At 47.2% G+C, this 26,994-nt stretch carries 22 protein-coding genes and 4 pseudogenes; 10 read left to right on the plus strand and 16 right to left on the minus strand.

Translation table 11 applies throughout. From position 1 onward, the window contains the following. Positions 1 to 4: 4 nt before the first annotated feature. The 4 genes and pseudogenes from clpX to GF423_RS00915 form a co-directional block, all read right to left on the minus strand. Entirely contained in the window at positions 5 to 1,246 is a 1,242-nt protein-coding gene (gene clpX, locus GF423_RS00900; RefSeq protein WP_154326575.1) for an ATP-dependent Clp protease ATP-binding subunit ClpX, read from the minus strand. Between the two features lie 2 nt (positions 1,247 to 1,248). Further along, the gene (gene clpP / locus GF423_RS00905; RefSeq protein ID WP_154326576.1) at positions 1,249 to 1,920 is read right to left on the minus strand and encodes an ATP-dependent Clp endopeptidase proteolytic subunit ClpP; all 672 of its coding nucleotides are present in this window, start codon (positions 1,918 to 1,920) and stop codon (positions 1,249 to 1,251) included. A gap of 137 nt (positions 1,921 to 2,057) precedes the next feature. Beyond that, positions 2,058 to 3,416 carry a trigger factor gene (gene tig, locus GF423_RS00910; RefSeq protein ID WP_154326577.1) on the minus strand — a complete coding sequence of 453 codons (1,359 nt, stop codon included), beginning with the start codon at positions 3,414 to 3,416 and terminating at the stop codon, positions 2,058 to 2,060. Between the two features lie 171 nt (positions 3,417 to 3,587). Beyond that, positions 3,588 to 4,271, minus strand: a pseudogene (locus GF423_RS00915) (IS30 family transposase); the annotation flags it as partial. Between the two features lie 137 nt (positions 4,272 to 4,408). Here GF423_RS00915 and GF423_RS00920 point away from each other — a divergent pair. Further along, a complete protein-coding gene (locus tag GF423_RS00920; RefSeq protein ID WP_154326579.1) occupies positions 4,409 to 5,242 on the plus strand; it encodes a hypothetical protein in 834 nt (277 codons plus the stop codon). 153 nt (positions 5,243 to 5,395) lie between these two features. Here the strand turns inward: GF423_RS00920 and GF423_RS00925 are convergent, their stop codons facing one another. From GF423_RS00925 to GF423_RS00965, 8 genes and pseudogenes are all read right to left on the minus strand, one after another. Beyond that, positions 5,396 to 7,375 carry a KUP/HAK/KT family potassium transporter gene (locus GF423_RS00925; RefSeq protein WP_154326580.1) on the minus strand — a complete coding sequence of 660 codons (1,980 nt, stop codon included), beginning with the start codon at positions 7,373 to 7,375 and terminating at the stop codon, positions 5,396 to 5,398. A gap of 126 nt (positions 7,376 to 7,501) precedes the next feature. Next, positions 7,502 to 8,033: pseudogene (locus GF423_RS14325) on the minus strand (IS30 family transposase). A 310-nt stretch (positions 8,034 to 8,343) separates the two neighbouring features. Then, positions 8,344 to 8,847 (minus strand): hypothetical protein, encoded by a 504-nt coding sequence (locus GF423_RS00935; protein WP_154538219.1) that lies wholly within the window; start codon positions 8,845 to 8,847, stop codon positions 8,344 to 8,346. Positions 8,848 to 9,494: 647 nt separating this feature from the next. Next, positions 9,495 to 10,933, minus strand: a pseudogene (locus GF423_RS14015) (RHS repeat domain-containing protein); the annotation flags it as partial. A 1,003-nt stretch (positions 10,934 to 11,936) separates the two neighbouring features. Continuing rightward, positions 11,937 to 12,242, minus strand: a complete 306-nt coding sequence (locus GF423_RS00950) for a hypothetical protein (protein WP_154326582.1) — start codon at positions 12,240 to 12,242, stop codon at positions 11,937 to 11,939. Positions 12,243 to 12,316: 74 nt separating this feature from the next. Then, the gene (locus tag GF423_RS00955) at positions 12,317 to 12,625 is read right to left on the minus strand and encodes a hypothetical protein (RefSeq protein WP_154326583.1); all 309 of its coding nucleotides are present in this window, start codon (positions 12,623 to 12,625) and stop codon (positions 12,317 to 12,319) included. 10 nt (positions 12,626 to 12,635) lie between these two features. Further along, a complete protein-coding gene (locus GF423_RS00960) occupies positions 12,636 to 13,226 on the minus strand; it encodes a sigma-70 family RNA polymerase sigma factor (protein ID WP_154326584.1) in 591 nt (196 codons plus the stop codon). A 724-nt stretch (positions 13,227 to 13,950) separates the two neighbouring features. Further along, the gene (locus GF423_RS00965) at positions 13,951 to 14,520 is read right to left on the minus strand and encodes a Crp/Fnr family transcriptional regulator (protein ID WP_154326585.1); all 570 of its coding nucleotides are present in this window, start codon (positions 14,518 to 14,520) and stop codon (positions 13,951 to 13,953) included. 161 nt (positions 14,521 to 14,681) lie between these two features. Here GF423_RS00965 and GF423_RS00970 point away from each other — a divergent pair, with 161 nt between their 5' ends. From GF423_RS00970 to GF423_RS00990, 5 genes and pseudogenes are all read left to right on the plus strand, one after another. Further along, the gene (locus GF423_RS00970; RefSeq protein ID WP_154326586.1) at positions 14,682 to 15,008 is read left to right on the plus strand and encodes a DMT family transporter; all 327 of its coding nucleotides are present in this window, start codon (positions 14,682 to 14,684) and stop codon (positions 15,006 to 15,008) included. A 13-nt stretch (positions 15,009 to 15,021) separates the two neighbouring features. Beyond that, positions 15,022 to 16,215, plus strand: coding sequence for an MFS transporter (locus tag GF423_RS00975; RefSeq protein ID WP_154326587.1), 1,194 nt, complete (start codon positions 15,022 to 15,024; stop codon positions 16,213 to 16,215). 443 nt (positions 16,216 to 16,658) lie between these two features. Then, positions 16,659 to 16,850, plus strand: a pseudogene (locus GF423_RS00980) (DMT family transporter); the annotation flags it as partial. Continuing rightward, positions 16,850 to 17,350, plus strand: a complete 501-nt coding sequence (locus tag GF423_RS00985; RefSeq protein WP_154328947.1) for a NimIJ family nitroimidazole resistance protein — start codon at positions 16,850 to 16,852, stop codon at positions 17,348 to 17,350. The pseudogene GF423_RS00980 and the gene GF423_RS00985, both read left to right, overlap by 1 nt. Positions 17,351 to 17,471: 121 nt before the next feature. Continuing rightward, complete coding sequence (locus GF423_RS00990) at positions 17,472 to 17,681, plus strand: hypothetical protein (RefSeq protein ID WP_154326589.1); 210 nt, start codon at positions 17,472 to 17,474, stop codon at positions 17,679 to 17,681. A 7-nt stretch (positions 17,682 to 17,688) separates the two neighbouring features. Here GF423_RS00990 and GF423_RS00995 read toward each other — a convergent pair whose 3' ends face one another. The 4 genes from GF423_RS00995 to GF423_RS01010 all read right to left on the minus strand — a co-directional run bounded on the left by GF423_RS00995 (position 17,689) and on the right by GF423_RS01010 (position 18,872). Beyond that, complete coding sequence (locus GF423_RS00995) at positions 17,689 to 17,964, minus strand: hypothetical protein (protein WP_154326590.1); 276 nt, start codon at positions 17,962 to 17,964, stop codon at positions 17,689 to 17,691. Beyond that, positions 17,961 to 18,332, minus strand: a complete 372-nt coding sequence (locus GF423_RS01000; RefSeq protein ID WP_154326591.1) for a phage holin family protein — start codon at positions 18,330 to 18,332, stop codon at positions 17,961 to 17,963. The genes GF423_RS00995 and GF423_RS01000 overlap by 4 nt, the downstream gene beginning before the upstream one ends. Before the next feature lie 120 nt (positions 18,333 to 18,452). Beyond that, a complete protein-coding gene (locus GF423_RS01005) occupies positions 18,453 to 18,644 on the minus strand; it encodes a YtxH domain-containing protein (RefSeq protein ID WP_154326592.1) in 192 nt (63 codons plus the stop codon). Between the two features lie 30 nt (positions 18,645 to 18,674). Next, a complete protein-coding gene (locus tag GF423_RS01010; RefSeq protein WP_154326593.1) occupies positions 18,675 to 18,872 on the minus strand; it encodes a YtxH domain-containing protein in 198 nt (65 codons plus the stop codon). A 199-nt stretch (positions 18,873 to 19,071) separates the two neighbouring features. Between GF423_RS01010 and uvrA the strand changes: the two genes are divergently transcribed. From uvrA to GF423_RS01030, 4 genes are all read left to right on the plus strand, one after another. Next, complete coding sequence (gene uvrA, locus GF423_RS01015) at positions 19,072 to 21,855, plus strand: excinuclease ABC subunit UvrA (protein ID WP_154326594.1); 2,784 nt, start codon at positions 19,072 to 19,074, stop codon at positions 21,853 to 21,855. A 77-nt stretch (positions 21,856 to 21,932) separates the two neighbouring features. Then, entirely contained in the window at positions 21,933 to 22,382 is a 450-nt protein-coding gene (locus GF423_RS01020) for a DUF4293 family protein (protein WP_154326595.1), read from the plus strand. Between the two features lie 209 nt (positions 22,383 to 22,591). Beyond that, complete coding sequence (locus GF423_RS01025; protein WP_154326596.1) at positions 22,592 to 24,817, plus strand: tetratricopeptide repeat protein; 2,226 nt, start codon at positions 22,592 to 22,594, stop codon at positions 24,815 to 24,817. Positions 24,818 to 24,896: 79 nt separating this feature from the next. Then, on the plus strand, positions 24,897 to 26,939 hold the full coding sequence (locus GF423_RS01030) for a M3 family metallopeptidase (protein WP_235911608.1): 2,043 nt from the start codon (positions 24,897 to 24,899) through the stop codon (positions 26,937 to 26,939). The last annotated feature ends 55 nt before the right edge of the window (positions 26,940 to 26,994 follow it).

Raw genomic sequence — 26,994 nt, forward strand, 5'->3', positions numbered from 1 at the left:
TAAATCAGCTCGCGTCTTTCAAGTATTCTAAGCTGGATTTCTCGAGTTCTTGCTTGGCATAGTCGAGTGTAACTGTGAATTTTTTCTTTCGCGATGACGGGGCCTTGTACATGGCGTCGATCATGATGGTCTCAAATATCGACCGAAGTCCCCGTGCCCCCAGCTTGTACTCGATGGCCTTGTCGACGACATATTCCAGCACCTCGCGAGGCACCTGCAGGTCGATACCGTCCATGGCAAACAGCTTTTGATACTGCTTGACAATAGCGTTTTTGGGCTCGGTGAGAATGCGCAGCAGCGCATCGCGGTCGAGTGGCTCAAGGTTGGTGAGAATGGGCAATCGGCCTATGATTTCAGGAATCAGGCCATAGGATCTCAAGTCTTGAGGTGCCACAAAATGCAGCAGCTTCTCTTGCTCGACACGCCTCACCTTGCTGTTGGCGCCATAGCCCACAACATGGGTGTTGAGGCGCTGGGCAATCTTGCGCTCTATGCCCTCAAAGGCTCCGCCGCATATAAACAAAATGTTCTTGGTGTCGACGGGGATCATTTTCTGCTCTGGATGCTTGCGGCCGCCTTGAGGGGGCACGTTCACAATCGAACCCTCGAGCAGCTTGAGCAAGCCCTGCTGCACGCCCTCGCCGCTCACGTCGCGGGTGATCGACGGGTTGTCGCCCTTGCGGGCGATTTTGTCGATTTCGTCGATAAAGACGATGCCTCGCTCGGCCTCTTTCACATTGTAGTCACAAGCCTGAAGCAGCCTTGTGAGGAGCGACTCGATATCCTCGCCCACATAGCCCGCCTGCGTGAGCACTGTGGCATCGACAATAGCGAAAGGCACTTTCAAGAGCTTGGCAATTGTCCTGGCCAGCAGTGTCTTTCCTGTGCCGGTGGGGCCTACCATGATGATGTTGGACTTTTCGATTTCTACATCATCGTCGGTTTTCTTCTGCACAAGACGCTTGTAGTGGTTGTAGACGGCAACCGAGAGGTACTTCTTGGCCTCGTCCTGCCCTATCACATACTCGTCAAGATATTCCTTTATCTGCTCGGGTTTAGGCAATGAGCTGATATCCAGCTCAGGCACCGACGCCTCGGCCATCTTGCCCAGATACTCCTTGGCAAGCTCGTTGGCACGCTCGGCACACTCGTTGCATATGCATCCGTTAAGGCCGGGCATGAGCAGTTGCACCTCACGCTCGCTGCGGCCGCAGATGCTGCACCTCATAGTTTCTTTTTTCGCCATGCTTACTTTGCCTTTTCAAGAACCTTGTCGATCATGCCATACTTCAATGCCTCGTCCGACGTCATCCAGTAGTCGCGGTCGCTGTCGGCATACACCTTGTCATAAGGCTGCCCCGAGTGCTCGCTGATGATGGTGTACAGCTCCTTCTTGAGCTTAAGGATTTCGCGCGAGGTGATTTCAATGTCCGAGGCCTGGCCTTGAATGCCGCCCATGGGCTGATGTATCATCACGCGAGAGTGCTTGAGAGCAAAGCGCTTGCCCTTCTGGCCTGCAACCAACAGCACTGCAGCCATCGATGCTGCCATGCCGGTGCAAATGGTCGACACATCGCTTTGAATATATTGCATGGTGTCGTATATGCCCAGTCCGGCATAGACCGATCCGCCAGGAGAATTCACATAGATCGAGACATCCTTGCCCGGGTCGGCCGAGTCGAGATAAAGCAGCTGGGCTTGAATCACATTGGCTGTATAGTCGTCGACTTGGGTGCCTAAGAATATGATGCGGTCCATCATGAGGCGTGAAAACACATCCATCTGAGCCACATTGAGCTTGCGCTCCTCGATGATTGTGGGACTGATATAACTGTCGCTCACTTGACTTGTGTACTCGTCGAGTGCAAGACCGTTCATTCCAAGATGATGAACGGCATAATTTCTGAAATCGTTGTTCATTGTTAAAACCATTTTGAATAAATGAGAATTGGCAATAATTGTGCCAAAATACGAGCAAGAGAGCGGCATCGACTACAATGACCGCTCTCTGTGCTGTTTAATATATGCTTATCGCTCAGCTGGTGAAGTGACAAGATTTATTTCTTGTCGGCCTCAAAGAGCTTGTTGAACTCTTCGGCAGTGACATTCTTCTCGTCGATGCCCACAGCATTCTTTACGGCAGCAAACACTTTGTCCTCCATAGCGCGGTTGGTGATGTCGTTGCTGTATTCAGGCTTCTCAAGCAGCTGATGAGCATACTTGTCGATGACATCGTCGGGGAGGTTGCCCATGCCATATTGAGCAAACTGCTGTGCGGCATAGAAGCGTGCAAGGCGCAGCTTGTCTTCGTTCTCCACCTTCACATCATAGTTGCGAGCCACTTTCTCCTTGATGAGCTGCCACTCAAGCTGCTTCTTGGCAGTGGGCCACTCTTCTTCAATCTTCTTCTCGTCGGCGTCCTTGTTTTGCGCAAGCAGGAAGCGTTTCAAGAAAGCCTCGGGCAACTCAAGCTCGCCCACTTTCTTGCGCAACACGCGCTCGGCATCAAGAGTGAAGCGATAGTTGCTGTCGTTTTTCAACTGATTGGCAATCATCTCTTTCACCTTCTCGGTATACTCTTTTTCATCTTTGGCTACGTCCTTGCCCAGAACGTTGTCGAAGAATTCCTGATTCATCTCGGCAAGCTCATCGACGAGAATCTCGGTGATTGTGAACTTGAAGTCGCTCTTCACCTCGGCGTCTTTGGTGTCGAGGTTGAGCGTAGCGGCCAGCTCGTTCACGTTACCATCAACGGCTTTGTAGGGATTGTAGACAACCTCCTCGCCCACTTTCTTGCCCACAAATTTCTTCTTTTCTTCCTCATCCTTAAAGTAGCGAGGCGAGACAACGGCTTTTTCAACCTTGATGCCATCTTCTTTCACGGTGCCGTCGGGATTGAGCTCGGCCAGCGAGCCTCTTAACACCGACTCCTCGTTGGACACCTCACCAGGCACTTGCTTGCCGAAGCGCTTGCGATAGGCCTCGTTCTGCTTGTCGAGCATGTCCTGGCTCACCTCGATGTTATAGTAGGGAATCTTAACACGCTTGTCGAGTTTCAATTCAAATTCCGGAGCCAGGCCGAGATCAAACTTGAAAGAAAACTCCTTGTCTTTTTTCAAGTCAACCTTGGTGTCGTTGCTCACCATGGGCTCACCCAGGATATCGATCTTGTTGCTCACGATGTAGTCGGTGAGAGCTTTGCTCAACTTTTTATCTATAACGTTGGCCATCACCTGGTCTCCGTAGAATTTCTTCAGCATGCCAAAGGGAACATGGCCCAGGCGGAAACCCTTGATAGGACGAGTGCGCCCAATTTCGTTCAGTTCCTTTTTAACGTCGTTTTGATAGTCATCTTCAGTAAATGATATTGTGAGCGTTGCGTTCACATTATCAATTTTGTCAAGTGTTACGTTCATCTTTTGTGATAAAGTATTATTGTAATTTATGTATTATTCTATAATTAAGCACATTCGGCTTTAGCAAGTGCAAAATTACATTTAATCTATTCTTTTAACAAATTTCATTCCAAATTTTTTGTTATTTTATGGTTTCAGGGGCGGCAACGGATTCCATAAGCAAGTGCAAAGTTACGCTATTTTTTCTTCAATCATGTCTTTGGGCTTGCGAAATCTCTTTCTTGGCCTGTTGTTTATTTTTTCGATGATGCTCTTGACATATAGCCTTGAAATACCCCTAAAGTCCGTCTTCTTCGGAATATATTGCCTGATGAGCCCGTTCATGTTCTCGAAGGATCCCTTCTCCCACGAGCAGTACGGATGTGCGAAATAAACTTTCGTGTTAAGTTCCCTCGCAATGATTTCGTGTGCGGCAAACTCCGGCCCGTTGTCTGTCGTTATCGACCTTACAGGCAGACCGCTCTCCCGTATGAGCCGTACCACGGCATATGCCAGTGGAACGGCCTGCTTTCCCGTATCGAGTTTCTCCATGAGCATAAAGCAGCTCTTCCTCTCCACCAGAGTAACGATGGCACCTATGCCTTCCTTTCCGACGATGGTGTCCATCTCCCAGTCTCCTATGGTCTGTCCATAGTCCGTTTCCGGTCTTTTGTCAATGGAGAGCCGGTTGGGGATATGCGTCTTGGTGGTAAGCAAGGACTTTTGCCTTGGTCTGCCTCCATGCCTGAGGTGCTTTCGGATGTTGTCCCCGTAATGTGGGGAAAGGGCCGCTATCCAGTTGTATATGGTTGACTTGGACACCGTGATGCCCTCTTTCTTGCCAAGCCATCCGGCGACTTCCTCCGGCGACCACGGAGGCCGAGCCTGTCGACAAACTCATCAGCTATAAAGACACCCAGTAGCTCCTCAAGGTCGGTAACCACTACTATGCCTTCAATCAGGGCCCGATGGGGCCGGGCTATATCCCTGCTAACCTGCAAGGTCAGAAAGCCATGATGCAGGCCGACGGTAAGAACTTCAAACAGGAGGCTGTGGCGCTCGTGCTGCCGCAGTCTACGGCGCAGGATAATGTGGCCTCAGCGGCTGTCAGCGTCATGTGGGACGGTACCACGGCACATATCATCCGCCGGAATAGCATCAGTGGGGCTCCTAAGGAACACTTCTCGTTCGATCTGCCTACCACCGAGCAGCTCACCAATGAATATGCTGACCAGATGGGTCATTCCTTCTTCCGCTATGGCGATGACTGGACGAAGAAAGAAAAACGGTCACTGGAAGAGACTATCAGTAAACAAAAAGAGCAGCAAAAGGACATCTTCAAGGATGAGGTGAACGACTTCCTTGGTGAGGATCCGCTGTCTGTGGATAGCTTCTCCATCGGTACCTTAGGTATCAATGAGCCGTATGCCCCCATGCACTATATGGTGGCTTACAGCCAGAACGGTCTGGTGAAGAAAGCAGGGCCCAACCTTATTCTCGCCATCGGCAAGCTGATAGGCGACCAGCTGAAGATAGAAGGCCGTGACCGCAAGCGCACCGTTGATGTGGTACGCACGGCACCTGTCACCTATAGCTATCAGCTTAACGTCCAGCTGCCTCAGGGCTATAAGGTGTCTAAGGATGCCCTCGCCGCGCTGAACACCTCGGTTAGCAACGCTGCTGGGCGCTTCGTCTCACGCGCGTCGGCATCGGGTGACATCATTGTCATCAAGGTGGAGAAGGTATACAACCACTGTGTAGAGCCTGTGGCCAACTGGCAGCAGCTGCTCAGCATTGTCGATGCCGCCTATAACTTCACACAGAAGCAGATTGTGGTGAAGCGATAGGGAAGGGACGTCTTTCCGAATTTTAACAAGAAGCGGGCAGCTTGCTTACTCTACGGCAAGCTGCTCGCTTTTGTCTTTAAGGAATGTGAATCCTGGAGCAGTTCGTGTGCGTGTGACCTTATCTGGCTAAGAAACAGCAGAAGCTGACAGAAGCTATTTGTCCGTCGGGCAAGCTTGGGGATTTTGTGTCACCCGTTCTATCTTTCTTGTCCGGACCACGAGCGGTACTATCTCCACAAAGACGTTGCTTGTGCTCAGGCCCATTGCCTTAGGAGCGCTTTGCTTGAGATGGTGCACAAGATTATATATGGTCATGATGAAACGTGCCTTGGGGGTGAACACGTTGAACTCAGCATATACTCGCTTGATAAATACAAAGATGAAGTTACCCGCCACATGATGGCGGCGCAAGGAGTCGTAGCCGCTCTCAAGTGCAAACTTGCCATTTCCAACCTGGTCCTCAATGACCTGTCGGAGATAGAGGTTGACATAGGGTTGCACGCGGAAGCCTAAGTGGAGATTGATACGGTAGAGAGTGCCCGGTATCAGTTCGTAGAAGTCATAGCTGCGCTCATTGGGCGTGTCTTCGTAATCGGTATGCAGTAAGATATAGTGGTCGGCACGCATGGGATGCTTGTTGATGATGGAGTAGAGCACCTTCTGCTCCACATCGTATTTACCACAGAACCGGCTCATATACACGATGTTGGTGGCAAACTTGGAAATAGAGCTATCGGACTTGATATCCGACAGCACATCATAGTACTTTCTGATGTCGCGACGTTCCACAAAGGTGTTTCTAATCTTGTCGACGTTGAACCACACGTACATCACCAGACAGATGGTTCCGGCCAGTAGCATGGTTACCCAGCCGCCGTGCATGAACTTAGCTAAGTTGGCAACAAAGAAAATGCCCTCTAAGACTACAAAGAAGCCGATGACAGGAATCACCATGCTCCACGGCATTTTGTTTTGTTTAAGATAGCAGCCTAATAGTAAGGTTGTCATCAGCATCGTCACCGTGATAGCCAGTCCGTAGGCTGCTTCCATATTGCTGGAAGTCTGGAAAAACAGGATGACTATGATGCACAGCACGTAAAGGCTGATATTGATAAACGGTATGTACAACTGTCCTTTGATATCGGTAGGATACTTGATGTGCTGCCGCGGCCAGAAATGGAGGTTCATCGCCTCACTAAAGATAGTAAACGACCCGCTGATCAATGCCTGACTGGCCACGATAGCCGCAATTGTAGCCATTGTGATACCCACGGGTAGGAAAGCATGCGGCATAATGGCATAGAAAGGATTCGTGCCGGGAGCAAACTGTCCGGCATGGGCGATGATCCACGCACCCTGACCGAGATAGTTGCAGATGAGCATAGTCTTGACAAAGGCCCAGCTCACTCGGATGTTATGCTTGCCACAATGCCCCAAATCGGAATAGAGTGCCTCGGCACCGGTCGTACAGAGAAACACGGCACCCAGAATGAGAAACCACTCCGGGCTGGTGGCTAAGAGGTGTACGGCATACCAAGGATTGAAAGCCTTGAGTATCACCCAGCTGTCACTCACATGCGTAAGTCCCAATATGCCAATCATAGAGAACCATAACAACATCAATGGTCCGAAAAGCTTGCCAATGGCACTGGTACCATACTGCTGGATGAAGAACAGCACCGTGAGGATGGCTATGGCAATAGGGATGACAGGTGTGGAAGGCTCGTAAGTGCGCAGACCCTCTATGGCTGAAAGGACCGTGATGGATGGCGTAATCACTCCGTCGGCAACGAGGGTGCTCGCCCCGATGATGGCAAGGAGATAGAGCCATGCACTGCCATGCTTCCTCACCAAGGCATAGAGTGCCAGGATGCCACCCTCTCCGTTGTTGTCTGCTCGCAGTGCCAGTACAACGTATTTTAATGTTGTCTGGAAAGTGAGTGTCCAGATGATACACGACACCGCGCCTATAATGTAGTCGGAAGTCACAGCGGAGGTGGCACCGACTATTGCTCTCATCACATAGAGTGGTGACGTTCCTATGTCGCCATAAACGATGCCTAAAGTCACTAACAATCCCATCACACTGAGTCGATGGGACGTCTTTCCCGAAGAAACTATCTTTGAAGTCATAAATATTATCCTAGAAATGGGTGCAAAATTACTAAAAGCATGCTAGATTGCTTTACATTACACAATATTATTTAGAATAATTAACCCAGCTTCAAGACGCGGCGGATTCCATAAGCAAGTGCAAAGTTACGCTATTTTTTCTTCAATCATGTCTTTGGGCTTGCGAAATCCGTTTTTCTTTCTTGGCCTGTTGTTTAATTTTTCGATGATGCTCTTGACATATAGCCTTGAAATACCCCTAAAGTCCGTCTTCTTCGGAATATATTGCCTGATGAGCCCGTTCATGTTCTCGATGGCTCCCTTCTCCCACGAGCAGTACGGATGTGCGAAGTAAACTTTCGTGTTAAGTTCCCTCGCAATGATTTCGTGTGCGGCAAACTCCGGCCCGTTGTCTGTCGTTATCGACCTTACAGGCAGCCCGCTCTCCCGTATGAGTCGCACCACAGCGTTTGCCCGGTGTCCTGGCCTTATGCCGTTTGACTTTCAATACGGCCGTACGTGCGTCATAAACGCCTTTAGCATTAGAAATACGCCTTCGCTCACGAGAAACCGTGCTTACTGACACACCAATAGTCTCGGCTATGAAACTAAGTGAGAATTTCTTTTGGAGTAGCACACTTATTGTGTATCTTTGCTCCGAGGTCAATTGTTTATACATTGCAATACAAAATTAATTAATCTTAGGGAGGGGGGCGAAAGTTCTTCTCCTTTTTTGTATTGCTTAAGTCATCCGCCAATGCTCTTTGGGGGCTTCGCGCCCCCAGCCGCAAGGCAAACCTCCGCGGTGCTTTTCATGGGTTAATGCACCTCAGAGTTTTGCACTTCTAATTGGAATTAGCACTTTATGGGAATGCGATGAAGATGGAGAGGGTTGCAATCATACAATTGGGCATACAAAGACCTCTGTATAATATCTTATAAAAAGGGACTGTGCCATTTCACACAATCCCTTTTTGAAAGAATTTTAATTAGTCTATATTGACTTCAGCTTTATAGCTCTGATAAATTTCTCCTCTATTATTGTATTTAAATAGAAAAGCCGAAATAACAGGCGATCCATAAATGCCAACCATTTTATCTTTTGGTAGGATGTCGCATCTTATCATTCCTTTATATGGCTCCGAAAAATTTGCTATATACATACAAGAATCACAAGTTTCAGGACCGAATATAGATAATAAAGCTTCAGAATATGTTGGAGCGTTCCAAATAAATTTTTTCTCTATTCGATAAGACCAGAGAATTTGTTTGGTCTGAGTATCAACCATATCTGAAAAAATTTCCCAATCAAGATCATAAATCGAATCTGAAACACACAGTTCTTTTGAATGGTAATAAACTTGCAGAATATCAAATGCCATATTTATAGCTCTCTGCTCATTTTTATTACCATAAATGATATTCTGAGCTGCTATCGTCAAAGAAGCCCCCAAAATGCACATCAAAAAGAATATTCTCATAATGATTCTCATTTTGTTTTAATATAATGAGCCTTTTTCCCCATGGAACTATTGTACTTCAACGAAGTTAAAGCCGATTCATTAAAAGGAATAATATTACCTTCTTTTGTATGGATCGCTTTATAATTTAACCTTTCTCCATAATTAAACCCTTGTTTGTTGAGTTCATTGCGGATTATATTCATGTTATCAACAACTGGTCCAGTTCCAAAAAGTTCTGTAGAATCATGATAGTCTCCACCTATTGTTGTATGATGAAGTTCATGTAAGAAGGTCATGCCAAAACCAAGCGTATTGCCATCTACACCAACAGCACCTTTAATCATGTTACTGATTTGCTCAAAACTGAGACCTATTTGAGTTCCAGATGTAACAGTACGTTTAGCATGGTAGGATACTTCTATCTCGGTTTTGTTGTCAATCATTTTTATCAAGAAATTCCTTGCAGTTTTACTTCCTGCATCTATTTCTTTTCCTTTTTTGTTGGTAATCCTATTAACAATAGGTTTTCCTTCATCATTTTTAGCATATTGCAACTTGTTATCCTTGTCCAAACTGAGTTGTAATCCCGTTTGAGAAGCCAAATCTTTTATTACAGACTGAGTTGTTGACAATTTAAGTTGTTCATCAGCCAAACGAACTTTTGTCATATCAATTTCCATACCTGTAGGATCTGTATATTTCAGCGGATTAGAAATAACATAACAATACGTTGACACATTGGAATATTTTTCCTCTTTGGGATCTATAGAAAGCCAAAGACTCAACCTCGGATCATAGTACCTCGCTCCATAGTAATACAATCCTGTCTCCTCATCCAATTCCTTGGCATTTAAGAGGTAAGGGGCGTTCCACATGTTGTTTCTCTCCTCGATGAACACCTCACCGAACGGCACATACTCAATGTGCTGCACCACCTCGCCATCAAGGTTGGTGATGTAACTACTGCTACCCAAATGGTCAGGGTGGTAGTAGAACTGCATCTTCTCGTATGTATCGCCCTCTTGGAAATTGTTCTTCATTGCTCTTGCCATTACACGTGCTTGCGCAGCCTCCAAGCTGCCGTCATTGCAGCAGAAGCCCTTGCCATCGACATAGTCGTTATTGTCATCACCATTGTACGGCACAGCAAAGGTAATGCAAATCGAGAGCAATACAAAATGAATTCATTTTAATTGCCGAGATGCAGCTTACCTTATCTAAAGGTTGCATAATTATCCTTGACAACCTGCAACTGCCCGGTATATTTAGCTTTATAATCAACAGACAAGCCGTCAGTATCGCTGCCAGCATACTGGATGCGGCGTGGGTCTGATCCGTAAGAGTCGAAGTCACCAATCTTGGAAACGACACGCTGACTACCGATATAGATGTGCTTGGTGTAACGTCCGCCTTGGTTGGCAACGAGGTAAGGAGACACATACAAAGAGAACTTGGCTGTGTTTGTGCGACCACGAGCAAACTCAGAGTTCACATAAACTTGGTCACTCTCGCCTGATGTCTTCACTGTGCGCTCACCATCAGCATCGTACCAATAGTTAGTCACGAAACCGTTGTCATCAGAAGCAAGGAGACGGTTCTCCTCATCCCATTTGAGCTTTCGTTCTGCGGTCTTCTCATCAGCCACGCCTTCCTTCTTTGTACGGCTTGTATTGACATAAACAAGATTACCATTGGCATCATACTCATAGGCATGATTGTTGTTCACATTCTCAGTCTCTGAAGGCGTCTCCTCCGTGCGGTAGTTCACATCATTCACATTGGCAAGCTGGAACTTCTTTCCTGTCTCTGTTCCATAGGTGTATGACAAATCATAACCTGCATTCAATGTGCCGTTGAACTGCACATTGTTCTGCGTGAGAATCTGACGATTCGATGTGATACGGTGCATGTTGTCGTAACCCATCGCAAGAGTATAACTTGCGGTCTTGTTGTCTGCACCAGTATAAGTACCAGTTGCACCAACAAGACGGTAGAGGGCATCGTATGTATAGGTATGCGCCATCTGTCCGCCAGCCTTGCCACTCTGTGGAACTGACGCACCATTTACAACGCTGAGCACATTGCTCACCGCATCGTATGTATAGGCATTGTCCATAATGGTGTTGCCACCACTGTTTACCGTGAGGTTATGCAATCTGCGACGCTGTGGGTCGTAAGTGTAGAAGGTCTCAGCACCGTTGCAATACTTCAAGTATGTGCGCTGCTCAAACTTGTCATAGCCAATCTTGCTTACATAATCGTAGCCGTATGACTTGTAGCCATGAACTTTTTCAAGCTGACCACCGAGATTGTAAGAGTAGGTGATTTTCTCCTCATCAGGATAAATCATCTCCAACAGACGGTTGTGGCTGTCGTAAGTCCATTGCGTCACGTAGGTTGCTATCGCCTGGTTAGGCACAATCATCGTGCGGCGAGTCTTCGTCTGAATGGTCTTCAAAGTCTTGCCACTACCATTGGCATGGGTAGCCTGCACGTTGTGAAGCGCATCGGTTACGGTAGTGGAGCAGATTCTGCAAAAGGGAATAAGTCAAAGATTCAAAGGGAAAAATCCTCTGATATTCCCTGCTGATTTTTAAGGCGGTTTGAAGCCTTGTCTTAATGTTATTTTCATCTCGCTAACTTTTTGTGTTATAGTAAGAAAACGATAGTAAACGGTATTTATTGTATCATAGAGTCCACTTTAAAAAGTTGGGTAAGCCGATAACTGTCTAATTAATAAATGTACAGAAGGTGAAACCTATATTCTACGTAATAAAATATATATTTGGTAATAGGGTCTCTGAAAAATTAAATATTCTTTCAGAGACCCTTAGATGGTTTAAACACTAAATATTATGATCTTTGTTCTTTTTTATTTTTGATACAGCGAATCTTCATATACAAGCCTATAACTATTAGCATGTTTATAACAAGCCCTATAAAGTTTACAATAACACCAGTATCGAATATCTGGTAAATCATACTTACTATCACATCGTTATATAGTGTTTCTACTTCATATTTTATACTAACATATGCGTTAATAACAAATAAGGCATAGACTATAACAAGCAAGAATGATATTACTAAGTAATATATTAACAACTTTCTCATAGCAATCATCTATTGAAATCTTGACTACTGCTGCTATTACTCCCACTTCCAAAAGAACCAGAACAATTTCCACTAGAAGAAGAACGTGTGCTAGAACTGTTTGCACTTGACCCAGCACTAGAGCCAAGACATCCTGAACTACTTCCAGCACTACCTGCACTTTTTAAAGTTTGTTTATTAGAAGCATTTGGATAATTTGATTTAAATTCCATTGTCTTATTAACAATATTGCCATTTTCAGAAGAGTTGTTCTTCAAAAAATTCTTTAAAGAACTTGGAATCGTAAATTTATTACCACTACTATCTACCACATAATTCCAATCAACATTATTTCTTTTCTGAACTGTTATATTAATTGTTTTGTCTCTGTTTTGTCCTTGGCGTGTTACAACATCAGAAATGAATTTTTTATAGCAGAATTACCAGAAGAAATCCCAAAACAGCCATACAAACCTGTAGTAAATGTGTCCCCAGCTTTATTTTGATAGTCTCCTCCAACATGAATCATAATACCTTTTGCAAACCCCTTGGTTCCACCATCCGGAGTATTTCTATTCTTATCAGTCTTTAACAACGGTGTATAATTCAAGTTCATAAGAGCTATAGCTTCTAAATCTGTTCCATGCGGATATGACAGAGCAACTCCTTTGTAGTGTCCATTCTTGCCAACTGGCTCGAAAGCTGTATTTGCCACAACAAAACGTTTACATAGTGAGGATGATTTTATTCTCTTCGGCCATGCGCCGCATGTTGAGAATGGCATATCTCATGCGACCAAGCGCAGTGTTGATGCTCACCTGGGTTGCATCGGCTATCTCCCTGAAGCTCATATTCCTGTAATAGCGCATGAGCAAAACCTGGCGCTGGTTGTCGGGCAAGGCATTGATGAGCCTATGCACATCGTCCTCGATTTGAGTCGATATCATGTTGTCTTCGATCGTAGATTCACTCAATTCCTTGCGATTGAGTATATCAACTTCAGTGGCATCGGTAGACTGCAAGTTTTCGGCCTTTTCCTGCCTGAAGTGATCGATAATCAAGTTGTGTGCTATACGAGTAATCCATGCCGAAAACTTACCGTTCTCGACATACCGCTTCTGGCGTATCGTCATGATAGCTTTGACAAATGTCTCCTGAAAAATGTCATCGGCCAGCTCGCTGTTCTTCACCGAATGGAAAATATAAGAGAAAACGCGATTTTTATGCCTTTCAATCAGCTCGTCAAAAGCCTCATTGCACCCTTCTGCATACAGGCAGATAAGGCGCTCATCGCTCTCGTCACTTAATTTTTTCATTACTTTAATCTTTTTGTCAATAAGTAATGGTCACGTCGATAGGCAATTCTGTTTTTAGTTAATAATCATATTCTAAGTGTAAATTGTACTGCAAATATAAAAGAAAAATCAATAATCAAAAAACTTTTTTTAAATATTCTTAGTTGTACTAATTTCCGCTACGGCGTAAAAGCTAAAGCCTTCCACCAATAGCTGTTGTCTGTTATTTGTTACTTCATTAATTCTGTGTATATTAGAGCAGATTGGGGCCGGCATGGCACGTTGCCATACCGTAAAACCCCGTCTTGCTTTACATAGGCCGAAGAAAATCTCCGACGTAAGCAATTGAGAGGGTACTATCCCTCCGCTCTCGGTCATCTACGACTGCAGCCGTCGCGCCTTTGAGGCACGCAACCTCAAATGAAACGACATCAATTTTGACCGCCAGCAAGTGCACGTCAAAACTCATTTCTTGGCGGACAGCCCTCATAGTGCCCATACGTGACAATATCAGTGTTTCAAAGATCGCTTTGGCACTTAGCAAAGTGCCATTTATCATATAAGCCGTCAGTTTGCCGTCGCTGCTCCAGCTTTTATTTCAACTGCTGACGGCATGGACAAGTAGTCCAAAGCAGGGTTAATCCCCATAGATATGCCCTCCTGCCGCACAACTCGGTCTTATGTTTTTACTTCCGAAACTTGAGCAATTTACAGCAGGCTCGTTCCCAGAGTTTATCGACCAGTATTACGGCCGTGTGATTTTTGCCCTAATCCGGCTCAGACTTGTCTGCGTTACGCCTAAATAGGTGGCGATACTTCCCAGCGGCAATCGCTGTAACAAATCTGGTTCTTTCTCCAATAACTCCTTATACCGTTCCGAAGCGATAGCGGACAACATAGAAATCAGCCGTTCCTCAGTGGCAAGCAGCTCCATCTCCGCATAACGCCGTCCCCAATTGGCGATGTGCAAGTCTTCCGAAAACAACTCTTTCAATTTTTTCCTTTTCAATACATATAAGACGGAATCTTCCATCAATTCCATTGTTTCATATCCTGGCTCGTCATTTACATAGCCTTTCATAGAAACAAGGGTCGCTCCCTCTTTGCCGACCCAAAAAGTAATTTCTTTCCCATCCACCGAAGTATAGGCACGGACAATGCCTTGTTTAATGAAAAAGATGTCTTTCTCCACCTTGCCGCATTTCAATACTCGGAATCCTTTGGGATATGAGACTTCAGTCAGGCATTGTTTCAACCTGTCTAAAGATGCGTCTGGCATGGCATATCTTTGGTTGATGATTTCCTTTATATCCATAGTTCATTGCTGTTGTTAGTGTGCAAAATTATAAAATAGCATACGGAAACGAGAATAAACAGATGTTTTTTTGTCAAATGAAAAGTCTGATTTTGCCAAATGTAAAAAGCTATTAGGGGTTGTTTGTTTATTTTTGCGCCCGAATTTAATAAATCATAGGTATGAATTGGATAATCTTATTATTGGCAGGATTGTTTGAGGTGAGCCTCACATTTTGTTTAGGGAAAGCGAGAGCGGCATCAGGAGTTGAATTTTATTTGTGGGGAAGCGGTTTCCTTGCCTCTACCGTACTGAGCATGACTTTGCTTGCCAAAGCGGTACAGACTTTGCCTTTGGGAACTGCGTACGCCATTTGGACGGGAATCGGAGCGGTTGGTACGGTTTTAATTGGGATATTCGTTTTCAAGGAACCTGCCACTCCCATCCGGCTTTTCTTTCTCTTCGCGCTCATTGCATCCTTGATAGGATTGAAAATCGTGTCATACTGAAAGGAGGTGGAAGATGAAGTATGAATTGAGGGAGAACCAAGGCATTCCGGCGCCTCTGCTGGCTCTGATGGCAGTTGCTACCGGGCTTTCCGTTGCCAACTGCTATTATAACCAGCCTCTGTTGGGCAGCATGGCTAAGGATTTTGCGGTTAGCGACTTTTCCGCCAGCATGGTGGCGACATTGACCCAGATAGGCTATGTGACCGGACTTGTGTTTGTCATCCCGCTTGGTGATTGGGTCTCACGAAAGAGACTGATATTGACCAATTACATCGTTTCTTCGTGTGCCTTGCTTGCCATAGCATTCGCCCCGAACATCTACTGGGTGTGGGGCGCATCTTTGCTTGCCGGGGCATCTTCGGTCATGCCGCAGTTCTTCATTCCTTTGGTGTCGTATAATTCAGCTCCAGACCACAAGGTGCGCAACGTGGGGATTATACAGTCCTGTTTGCTCATAGGCATTCTTGGGTCACGGGTATTCAGTGGTTTTCTCGCCGATATATGGGGATGGCGTTCTGTCTATTTTGTGGCTTGCATGTTTATGCTCGGTTGTTTTCTGATGATTCACAAAATGCTGCCCATGTTGCCTGCCCGTTCACGAGAAAGTTATGCAGGGCTGATGAAATCCTTGTTGCGTCTGCTTATCAAATACCCGTACTTGCGTATCGCGTCGTTGAGGGCGGCATTGGCTTATGGCTCTTTCTTTGCCTTGTGGAGTTGCCTTGCTTTCCGAATGAAGCAAGAGCCTTTCTTTGCAAGCGACGATATTATCGGAGCACTCGGTTTGTGTGGACTGGCAGGTGCATCCACGGTGGTTTTCATCAGCGGCTACGTCCAAAAGTACGGTGCGAGGTTCTTCTCCATTGTCGGAGGATGCGTCATCTTGTTTGCATGGTTGTTGGCATTTTGGGGAAATGACAGTTACTTGTGGATGATAATCGCCATCCTCTTGATTGACGCCGGTATGCAATGCATCCATTTGTCGAATCAGACCAGCGTAGTCGCCCTTGACGCATCTGCCATCAATCGTATCAATACCGTTTATATGACCATTTACTTTTTGGGTGGTTCTGCCGGTACATTCGTTTCCGGTCTGTCTTGGCAGCATTACGGGTGGACAGGTGTGGTGGGGGTAGGAATTGCCTTTGCCATGGCTTCCTTGCTCGTAAACTGTTTCAAGCCCCAACGACATAAGGATGGATACTAAATATTCTTTCAGTCTGAACAATTTATGCTTTTCATCCATAAAAGTTGTCCGAACAAGCAAAGTAATCCAGAAAACAAAGAAATTCTTTTAACTCACTTGATTTTCAACAATAGTTAGTTAATTTTTTCGTAGGAGCACAAGGTTAGAAGCAAACCATAGAAAATATCGCGAATAAGATAGGACGCAACTAAAGAGGTCTTCATATTGGCCTTCCGTTCCACCAGGCCAACACGAAGACCTCTTTAGTTTACAAATAGCAATTTAAGAAATTGACGTATTATAAAAAGTATAATTGTAAATACAGTATAATTCGTAGTTCGATAATTTTTAATACCTTTGAGCCAGAGAACTTACCGCTGTAGAAACAGCTGATGGTGGCCTTGGAGCGTGGTGATGAACCCGTCATCAGCAAGTTCTGCTATGCACTTCGTGGCGCACGCTAACTGGCAATGTTTCTGGCCAAAGCCACACAGACGATACCCTTAGGCACGGCATATCCCGTATGGACAGGAATTGGTGCCGTAGGCGCAGTGATCATAGGCATATTTGTATTCCGTGAACCGGCCACCTTCTGGAGATTATTCTTTCTAACCACCCTTATAGGGTCAATTATAGGATTAAAAGCATTATTATGATAGAACAATTTCGCCCAATGAGGCGCAAACGCCAACAGCTTTCGGAAGAGGAAAGCATCAGAATACTACAGAAATCCACGGCTGGGACTTTGGCTTTGCTGGGAGACAACGATTATCCGTATGCCGTCCCAATCAGTTATATCTATAACAAAGGAAAACTTTATTTCCACAGCGCATTGAGTGGTCACAAGGTCGATGCCATTCGCAGAAGCGATAAGGCTTCGTTCTGTGTCATCGAACAAGACGATGTGCAACCAGAGAAGTACACCACCTTCTTCCGTAGTGTGATAGCATTTGGCAGAATCCACATCATCGAGGATGAAGCCCAGAAGCAGGAAACAGCCAGAATGCTTGGCGACAGGTATAATCCCAACCAAGAGGAAGCTTTGCAGAAAGAGTTGGAAAACGGTCTGTCTCGGATGTTGATGATATGTTTCGACATAGAGCACCTTACGGGCAAGGAGGCAATAGAATTAGTAAGAATGCATCAAAAACAATAGAAACACTTATATGACTATACAGGAAACTAAAAAGATAGAGATGTAAACAGACTGGTAAATAGGAATTTGAAATTATGATTACCATCAGAAAAAATACAGGGTACAAGACACAGCATCTGCTATGAGCATCTGGAATGAGGTGGTCCGTGGCGGTATTGCATTCCCTCAAGAAGATGAACTGACGGAACAGTCAGCTGACAGCTTCTTTTTTAACAGCCAGTCTTATACAGTAGTTGCAGAGGATAATGAGACAGGAGAACTTGTAGGCTTATATATCCTGCACCCCAACAATTCCGTTCCTCCAGGCCAACACGAAGACCTCCTTAGTTAAAATTCTACTACTTGCCACGTCTTTTCCATAGCTTAAATACCAATTGAGACAATTTAAACCCTAAAAAGGCATAATCGGCAATCTTCATTCTTTTAATTGCAATATTGCTCATGAAGAGCCCTCTCAGGCCCTCGCTTGAAGCCCGCTGCTTGGCCCGAAAGACAGTTGAGGCCAGTTGCTCCTTGCTCATCTCCAGTTTTACCAGGGCCATGGCACGCTGGTATCTCAATTGAGGCAATGTGAGGCCAGCGCGGCTATTATCGTTAGTTGAGTTAACTTTCATTCTGTTGGACTTTGTGTGGCGTTATTGTCGTCGTTACCTAAAAGAAGCTTAGTAATAAATCTTGTCACCGGATCGATGATGAGACTATGCCTGTATGCAAAAACAAGGAGAAGCAAGACAAGATAGATTGCGGCCACAATCAAGCAAGCAATCCATGTCTCCCCCACAACTGCTGCAAGGGCAACGATCAAGGCTCCCGACAGTATCAGCATCACAGAGGCGCCAAGCATGATCGCAACCATCACCAGTATCAGCCTCGACGCCAGCAAGGTGAGTTTCTCGGCCAAGGTGAGCTTTGAGTACTGCAACTGCAACGAGATGTGGTTTTTCACCTGTTGCCACAGTTGTTTATATTCATTGTCAATCATTGATGAAAGAAGAGTTTTGCCTTAATTATCGATTTAAAATGCATGGCGCATTGTGTCACGCCATGCATTTGATGCAGTTTTTTCAACTCCATGTTGTGTCTTACAACACCAGCGCGGCAGCTATTGCTCGATTTGCGCGCTGATTTGATCCACCAGACGCTCCACCTCGTCGTCGGTGAAATCAATCCCTTTTTTCTTCAGCAGGTCCTTAATGCGCTTGCGCGTGTCCTCACCCTTGGCGGGGGCAAAGAGTATTGCGATACTTGCACCCACAACGGCACCTCCCAAGAAAGAATATAAGATATACTTCATAATGATATATATAGATTCGCGTTTAAGAGATTATTTTTCAAGTTCCTTTGTGATGTCGTCGGCCAGCTCGTCGATCTTGTCGGGATCAAGCTTCACCCCTTTTCTCTTCAGGGCATCCACAATCTTTTGCCGGGTAACATTGCCTTTTTCAGGAGCAAAAAGCAACCCCACTGCAGCACCAGCAATTGCACCGCCAATGACTGCCATAATAATGTTGATAGGTTTCATAACTTATACAATTTTAAAATTAATTTTTATCAAACATGTGTGCTATCAAAAGCTAAATTTTGCCTAAAATTAGAAATAGTTTTTGGCATTTGCAAGCAAAGCGAGCCGTTTTTATAAATAATTAGTAATTACTGGTTGCATGGATTTTTTTGTGGTCTATATTTTACTAATTTTGCAGATTATAATTAAAAACGACGAGATGGTTTCAAATGACATTATCATAAAAGGTGCACGCGTAAACAATCTAAAAAACATAGATGTCACAATCCCGCGCAACAAGTTTGTCGTCATCACAGGGCTGTCGGGCTCGGGCAAGTCCTCTTTAGCGTTTGACACGCTCTATGCCGAGGGCCAGCGCCGCTATGTGGAGAGCCTGTCGTCCTATGCCCGCCAGTTCTTGGGCAGGATGACCAAGCCCGATTGCGATTTCATCAAGGGCCTGCCCCCCGCGATAGCCATTGAGCAGAAGGTGAACACGCGCAACTCAAGGAGCACTGTGGGCACATCGACCGAGATATACGACTACCTGCGCCTGCTCTTTGCACGCATCGGCAAGACCTACTCTCCCATATCGGGAACCCTTGTAAAAAAGCACACTGCCGACGATGTAGTGAGAGTGGTCGACAGCTATCCCGACGGGACACGCTTTGCCATTCTCACCGAGATAACAGTTCCCAATGGCAGAGACGCCTTGTCGCAGCTCGACGTGCTGCTCAAGGGCGGCTACTCCCGACTGGAGAAAGACGGGACCTTTGTCCAGATCTCAGATGTGATAAACTCGGGAAAGTGCGACTGTCACTACAGGCTGCTCATCGATCGCATGGCCGTGACACACAGCAAAGAAAACGAGATGAGACTGCGCGACTCGCTGTCGACAGCTTTCTATGAGGGCAACGACGAGTGCATCCTCAAGGTGTGGCTGCCCGACGGCACCACCAAGGAGCATGTCTTTTCCAAGCGATTTGAGGCCGACGGCATGACCTTCCAAGAGCCCTCCGACCTGATGTTCAATTTCAACAACCCCATTGGCGCCTGCCCCACTTGCGAGGGATTTGGAAAAGTGGTGGGAATCGACGAGAAACTGGTTATCCCCAACAAGAGCCTGTCGGTCTACGACGACGCTGTGATGTGCTGGCGAGGCCAGGTGATGAGCGAGTGGAAAAAAGAGTTTATCCACGTTGCTTCACGCACGGGATTCCCCATCCACCGTCCCTACTTCCAGCTCACCCAAGAGCAAAGAGACCAATTGTGGCATGGTGTTGACGGCTTTCCAGGCATCGACGGCTTCTTTAAATGGCTCAAAAGCAAGTCCTACTCGATACAGTACCGCGTGATGCTTGCCCGATACAGGGGCAAAACCACCTGCCCCACTTGCCACGGGTCACGGCTCAAGCCCGAAGCCAGCTATGTGAAAATCAACGGCAAAACCATAGGCGAACTTGTACAGACGCCTATCCATGAGCTTTCGACATGGTTCAGTCACCTCTCGCTCGACCCTGTCGAAGCGCAGATTTCAAAACGCCTTCTCGACGAAATCAACAACAGACTGGGCTACATGAACGATGTGGGCCTGGGCTACCTCACCCTCGACCGCTTGTCGTCGACCCTGTCGGGAGGCGAAAGCCAGCGCATCAACCTGGCCACATCGCTTGGAAGCTCGCTCGTGGGGTCGATCTACATCCTCGACGAGCCCAGCATAGGGCTGCACTCTCGCGACACCGACAGGCTCATCAAGGTGTTGCGCATGCTGCAGTCGCTGGGCAACACGGTTGTGGTGGTAGAACACGACGAGGAAATCATACGTGCTGCCGACTACCTGATCGACGTGGGGCCCGAAGCCGGCCGACGTGGCGGCAAGATTGTGTACCAAGGGCCAGTGAAACAAATTAAGAGTGCCCCTATCAGCTACACGACTCAATATCTAACCGGCAAGCTTAGCATCCCAGTCCCCCGCACTCGACGCCGGTGGAGCAACTACATAGAGGTGAAAGGCGCCGCCGAGAACAACCTGAAGAATATCGACGTGAAATTTCCACTCGGCGTCATGACAGCAGTCACTGGCGTGAGCGGTTCGGGTAAGTCGACCCTTGTCGACGATGTGTTTTATCGAGCCTTGTCGCGCCATTTTGGCGAGAACATTGAAGCACCCGGCACCTTTAGCTCTCTTGAAGGCGACCTCGACATGATAACCAGCGTGAGGCTTGTCGATCAAAACCCTATTGGAAAATCCACGCGCAGCAATCCAGCGACCTACCTAAAGGCTTTCGACGAGATACGTCACTTGTTTGCCGAGCAGCAATTGGCCAAACAGATGGGCTATGGTGCAGGGTTTTTCTCGTTCAACAATGCGGGCGGTCGATGTGAAGAATGCAAGGGAGAAGGCACCATAACGATTGAAATGCAATTTATGGCCGACATCACGCTCACATGCGAGGCATGCCATGGCACACGATATGGGCAGAATGCGCTTGAGGTCACCTTCAGAGGGAAAAACATTGCCGATGTGCTCGACATGACGGTGAACCAAGCCATCGACTTCTTCTCGGAAACAAGCGATTTCAATGAGCAAAAGATTGTGGCACGGCTCAAGCCGCTGCAAGATGTGGGCCTGGGCTACATCAAGCTCGGCCAGTCGTCGTCGACCCTGTCGGGTGGCGAGAACCAGCGTGTGAAACTTGCCTACTACATGAGCGGAGACAAAAAGGAGCACTCCTTGTTCATCTTCGACGAGCCATCGACGGGCCTGCACTTCCACGACATCAACACCTTGATAAAGTGCTTCAACAGGCTCATCGAAAAGGGACACACCATCGTTGTGATAGAGCACAACATGGACATCATAAAATGTGCCGATCATGTCATCGATCTCGGCCCCGAGGGCGGCATGGACGGAGGCAACATTGTTGCCACAGGCACTCCCGAGGAAATTGCCCAGTGCGAGGCAAGCTACACTGGCAAGTACTTGAAGGAAAAATTGAAATAATTTTCACTTTACCCTCAATTTTCTTAATTTTGCAGACACCTATTACAACAATTTATTAACGCATTTACTGAAAAATAATGGTACTACAACGTTGGCAAACAGTCTATCTACTTATCGCTACAATACTAATGGCGGCATTTGCATTCATGACATCGATCTCGATTCAAGTCGGTCCCCAAGAATACATTTTAGGAGCATTGGTCTCGGGGGCCAAGGGCAGTGACACACACCCCGACCTGCTCTTGATGGTCATGGATGCCCTGATCATCGTGATTTCGATTATCACCATCATCAGGTACAAGAATCTTAAAGCGCAAATGAGCCTGTGCGCAATGTGCATTGCCCTCACGATTGCGATGGTGCTTTGCATTCTGGTATTGGCATTCACGCAGAAGGCCATGGGCGACGTGAGTGTCATGCACATTGGCAATTTAATGCCGCTCTTGGCCATTGTGTGCTATGCACTTGCCTACCGGGGAATTTCTCACGACAAGAAGCTGCTCAGCGACAGCGAGCGCCTGCGTTGATACGCTTGCAGTCACGCCCCTGCTCACACTGGAGCAACAGCTATTGCTTGTGCAGTCGCAATTTTTTTTCGCATGCCTTGACCTGGTTCGACGTGGCCAAGGCTTTTTTGCATGGCCGCAAAAAGTCGATCGGATCACTGAAGTTCTGTGATTTTTCACTAAGTTTGCATGGTATTTGTAAGTGATAAAAAAATATATATCCTTAAGTTATGAACTTACAAGAAATCAACAAGACGAAGACCAGCATTCTCAAGCTGCTGGGCGACAACTGCGTGTATGCCGCTTTGCTAAAGCTGAAAATGCTCATCGATGCAACCGCCGACTACACACTGAGAGAGCAATACCAGCAGCAAAGGACTGCCTACGACTCTCTGCTACAATATGTTGTTGCAGGCGCACAAGATACAGGACGTAAAAAAATATTGCAAGACATCACCCAAAGTATCTACACGCTCACCGACCTGTGCGTGATAGCCCTGTCGTGCAACCAGTCTTATGAGCTGTTCTATACACGATGGGCCACCCACTCACGCGGCACAATAGGCGAGATTGTCTCAAAATATGACAATTTGGCAAAGCGCTCCCAGCTGCTGCAAGCCGCGCCTGCCAGCAGGCTCAACCAGCAGGCACTTGCCGAAGTGAAGCGAGCCGCTGAAATGACCGAGACCGACATGTTTGACCAGGTGTGGACACGATTCCCCCTCAGTGCCGAAGATTGCGCTGCCGTGTCGAGCGTGTTTACTTCGCAGCAAGTGCCAGGCTACTTCAAGGGATTGCTCATATCGGCATTGCTGCTTGGCTCGACCAAGTTTTACGACCCGTCAAAATTGAACCTGCTGCTCGACATTTACATCAACAGCGACAATGACGACCTCCAGATACGTGCGCTCACGGCAGCCATCATCATTATCTACCAGTATCACACACGCCTGTTGGGCAACCATCAACTGGAAGCCAGGTTGCGGTTGCTGGACGAGTGTGCACATTTCAGAAACGATGTGATGTCGATTTTGCGGCGTCTCATCTATTCACGCAACACCGAGAACATATCTAAACGAATGCGTGAAGAATTGATGCCCAACCTAATGAAAATCAACCCCGACCTGCTGAATAAACTAAAAGGCAAATCGGGCATTGTCGATCCATCGGAGCTCGAAGACAACCCGGAATGGGCCGATTGGCTTGAAAAAAGCGGAATCACCAAAAAGATGGAAGAACTGCAAGAACTGCAGTTTGAAGGCGGCGATGTGTTTGTCTCCACATTCTCACACCTCAAGGGCTACCCCTTCTTCAACATCATGGCCAACTGGTTTATGCCTTATCACGACAGCCACAGCTCGATCGACTCCACATTTGGACCAGGCGAAAGCCCCTTGCGCAAGGTGATAGCCGATGCGCCATTCCTGTGCGACAGCGACAAGTATTCATTTGCCTTCTCGATGGGGTCGGTGCCTGAAATGCAACGCAAGATGATGATGTCGCAATTTGACGCCCAGAATGCAAGCCTCAAGGAGATGACGTCGGCCGAACTGCCCGACGACAAGAAGCGCCAACGCGACATGCTGGCCAACCGATACATCCAGGACTTGTACCGGTTTTTCAAGCTCTTTTCGCGCAGAGCCGAGTTCAAGTCGATATTTGACTCAAGCATGGACTTTCTGCAAATTCCTTTTCTAAGACACATACTCGACGACAAGCTGAACTTAGGAGTAATTGCAGAGTTCTATATGAAAAACGGCTTCTACAACGACGCAATAGGCTATTATGGCCGCATCCTCGAGGTTGACCACAACGTCACGCCACAAGTGCTTCAAAAGATAGGTTTTGCCCATCAAAATTTAGGGCACTTTGCCGAGGCCATCGATTTCTACAAGCGCTATGAAATCGTCAATGACCACGACACGTGGACCTTGAGGCACATTGCAACATGCTACCGAGCCCTGCGAGACACGGGCAATGCCCTGGTCTATTACAAGAAGGCCGAGAAGCTCGCCCCCGACAATGCATCGCTGTGCCTAAACATAGGCCATTGTCTTCTTGAACAGGGAAAAACCAACGATGCCTTGAATTATTACTTCAAGGTCGACTATCTTGCTCCCGAAAAGCACAAGGCCTGGAGGCCCATTGCCTGGTGCTCTTTTGCAGTGGGCAATTTTGAGCAGAGCGAGAACTATTACAAGAAAATCATCGAGAGTGGTGAGGACGAAGTACAAGACCATCTCAACTATGGTCACGTGCTGTTGTGCAGCCATCGCGCTGCCGAGGCCCTGTCGCAATACAGGACCGCACTCGTGATGGAAAAAGGAGACAAGGTCGACGCATTCACGCATGACTTTGACGCCGATGCCCACTATCTTGTAGAAAAAGGGCTCGACTGGCATTATATCACCCTGATGAGGGAGGCAGTGATAAGCCGGCAATTCAAGCAACAATAATCAAACCCATCCATATCCACTCATGAACACCAGATCCTTACTCATTTATTTATTGACAATTACATTCTTTACATTTAATATGAACGCAGACAATGTATTTCTCCATGAGTTCAAGACGACTCATGGGGCCATTCCTTTTGACCACATCACTGTGGCCGACTTTGAGCCGGCAATACGCCAAGGCATCATTGAGCACGACAAAGAGATACAAGCAATTGCCAATCAAGCCGCAAGCCCAACGTTTGAAAACACCGTCGTGGCCCTTGAGCGGTCGGGCAAGACCCTCACAAGAGTGCTGGGCGTGTTCTACCCCATGCTCTCGGCCAATGCCGACGACTCACTGCTTGCCGTGTCCAACCGCATGATGCCCATCTTGTCGGAGCACAACAACAGCGTGACTTTGAACGAGAAGCTATTTGAGCGCATCAAGTATGTCAAAACACACTTCGACGCAACGACACACGACAGGGAAGACCAAATGCTGCTGCATGAAACCTACGAGTCGTTTCTGCGCAGCGGGGCATCGTTGCAAGGCGCCGACCGAGAGAAATACCGGTCGCTATCAAAGCATCTCACCGAGCTCACACTCCAATTTGAGCAAAACACGCTCAAAGCCAACAATGCCTATGAGATGTGGCTCACCAAAGACGACCTGGCAGGCCTGCCCGAGAGTGCCATCGAGGCAGCCAAGGCAGCTGCCAAGGAAAAAGGCCGCGACGACAGCTATCTCATTACGCTGCATGCTCCCAGTTACTCGGCATTTATGAAATACTCCTCACGCCGCGACCTGCGTGAAAAGCTGTACAGAGCCTACAACACCCAGTGCACTGACGGCGAATACAGCAACATGGAAATAATAAAAGACATAGCCAACACTCGCCTGGCAATTGCCAACCTACTGGGGTACAAGAGCTATGCCGACTATCACCTCGAGCACATGATGGCACAAAACACCAAGACCGTGTACGCAATGCTCAACCAGCTCAAAGACGCTTATGCACCAGTCGAGAGAAAAGACATGCAGGAGCTCGAGCAATATGCCTCGGGAGTGGAAGGACACAAGGTGAAGATAATGCCGTGGGACTACTCCTACTATTCCAACAAGGAAAAAGACGCCAAATACAGCATCAACGACGAGCTGCTGCGCCCCTATTTTGAGTTGAACAACGTGACCCAAGGTGTTTTCGGCCTGGCCACCAAACTGTATGGACTACACTTCAACGAGAACTATGATGCCCAGGTATTCAATCCCAAGGTGAAAGCCTGGAATGTGACCGACAGCGAAGGAAACTTCATGGGCATGCTCTACACCGATTTCTTCCCACGCGCCTCCAAGCAGAGCGGAGCATGGATGACAAACTTCAGAGAGCAATATGTGGACGAAAACGGCAACGACGTGAGGCCGATTGTGACACTCACAATGAATTTCACCAGGCCCACCGAGACCAAGCCCTCGCTGCTCACATTCTATGAGGTAGAAACCTTCACCCACGAGTTTGGTCATGCCTTGCACAGCTTGCTGTCGAGATGCAAATATGCCTCACTGTCGGGCACCAACGTGTATCGCGACTTTGTGGAAATGCCATCGCAATTCAATGAAAACTACATGCGCGAGCGAGAGTTTCTCGATAGTTTTGCGCGGCATTACATCACGGGCGAAAAGATTCCGCAAGACTACATCGACCGCATTGTAGCCTCGTCGCAATACGGTGCCGCCTATGCCTGCATGCGCCAGCTGGGATTTGGATTTATCGACATGGCATGGCACACCATCGCCAAGCCATATACAGGCGACCCCTACAAGATGGAATACAATGCCCTCAAGCCCGTGCAAGTATTTGAGCCGGTAGCAGGTTGCATCATGTCGCCACAGTTCGGGCACATCTTCTCGGGCGGCTATGCAGCTGGATACTATGGCTACAAGTGGGCCGAAGTGCTCGATGCCGATGCTTTTTCCAAGTTTAAGGAAGACGGCATCTTCAACCCGTCCACGGCACAGTCATTCTGCAACAACATTCTCTCGCGCGGCGGGACCGAGCTGCCCATGGTGCTCTACAAGCGCTTCCGTGGCCGCGAGCCCAAGATAGAGGCCATGCTGCGGCGCGACGGCATCGCTAAATGATGATTTTGGTTTTTTGTTAAAAATAAGCGGCAATTTGGCAATTGCCGCTTATTTC

This window comes from Sodaliphilus pleomorphus, assembly GCF_009676955.1.
Lineage (GTDB): Bacteria > Bacteroidota > Bacteroidia > Bacteroidales > Muribaculaceae > Sodaliphilus > Sodaliphilus pleomorphus.

Bases quoted from the DNA above. Each gene is read 5' to 3' on its own strand.
- clpX (WP_154326575.1), bottom strand. From the start codon at position 1,246: ATGGCGAAAAAAGAAACTATGAGGTGCAGCATCTGCGGCCGCAGCGAG.
- clpP (WP_154326576.1), bottom strand. From the start codon at position 1,920: ATGAACAACGATTTCAGAAATTATGCCGTTCATCATCTTGGAATGAAC.
- tig (WP_154326577.1), bottom strand. From the start codon at position 3,416: ATGAACGTAACACTTGACAAAATTGATAATGTGAACGCAACGCTCACA.
- GF423_RS00920 (WP_154326579.1), top strand. From the start codon at position 4,409: ATGATGCAGGCCGACGGTAAGAACTTCAAACAGGAGGCTGTGGCGCTC.
- GF423_RS00925 (WP_154326580.1), bottom strand. From the start codon at position 7,375: ATGACTTCAAAGATAGTTTCTTCGGGAAAGACGTCCCATCGACTCAGT.
- GF423_RS00935 (WP_154538219.1), bottom strand. From the start codon at position 8,847: ATGAGAATCATTATGAGAATATTCTTTTTGATGTGCATTTTGGGGGCT.
- GF423_RS00960 (WP_154326584.1), bottom strand. From the start codon at position 13,226: ATGAAAAAATTAAGTGACGAGAGCGATGAGCGCCTTATCTGCCTGTAT.
- GF423_RS00965 (WP_154326585.1), bottom strand. From the start codon at position 14,520: ATGGATATAAAGGAAATCATCAACCAAAGATATGCCATGCCAGACGCA.
- GF423_RS00970 (WP_154326586.1), top strand. From the start codon at position 14,682: ATGAATTGGATAATCTTATTATTGGCAGGATTGTTTGAGGTGAGCCTC.
- GF423_RS00975 (WP_154326587.1), top strand. From the start codon at position 15,022: ATGAAGTATGAATTGAGGGAGAACCAAGGCATTCCGGCGCCTCTGCTG.
- GF423_RS00990 (WP_154326589.1), top strand. From the start codon at position 17,472: ATGAGCATCTGGAATGAGGTGGTCCGTGGCGGTATTGCATTCCCTCAA.
- GF423_RS00995 (WP_154326590.1), bottom strand. From the start codon at position 17,964: ATGAAAGTTAACTCAACTAACGATAATAGCCGCGCTGGCCTCACATTG.
- GF423_RS01000 (WP_154326591.1), bottom strand. From the start codon at position 18,332: ATGATTGACAATGAATATAAACAACTGTGGCAACAGGTGAAAAACCAC.
- GF423_RS01005 (WP_154326592.1), bottom strand. From the start codon at position 18,644: ATGAAGTATATCTTATATTCTTTCTTGGGAGGTGCCGTTGTGGGTGCA.
- GF423_RS01010 (WP_154326593.1), bottom strand. From the start codon at position 18,872: ATGAAACCTATCAACATTATTATGGCAGTCATTGGCGGTGCAATTGCT.
- uvrA (WP_154326594.1), top strand. From the start codon at position 19,072: ATGGTTTCAAATGACATTATCATAAAAGGTGCACGCGTAAACAATCTA.
- GF423_RS01020 (WP_154326595.1), top strand. From the start codon at position 21,933: ATGGTACTACAACGTTGGCAAACAGTCTATCTACTTATCGCTACAATA.
- GF423_RS01025 (WP_154326596.1), top strand. From the start codon at position 22,592: ATGAACTTACAAGAAATCAACAAGACGAAGACCAGCATTCTCAAGCTG.
- GF423_RS01030 (WP_235911608.1), top strand. From the start codon at position 24,897: ATGAACGCAGACAATGTATTTCTCCATGAGTTCAAGACGACTCATGGG.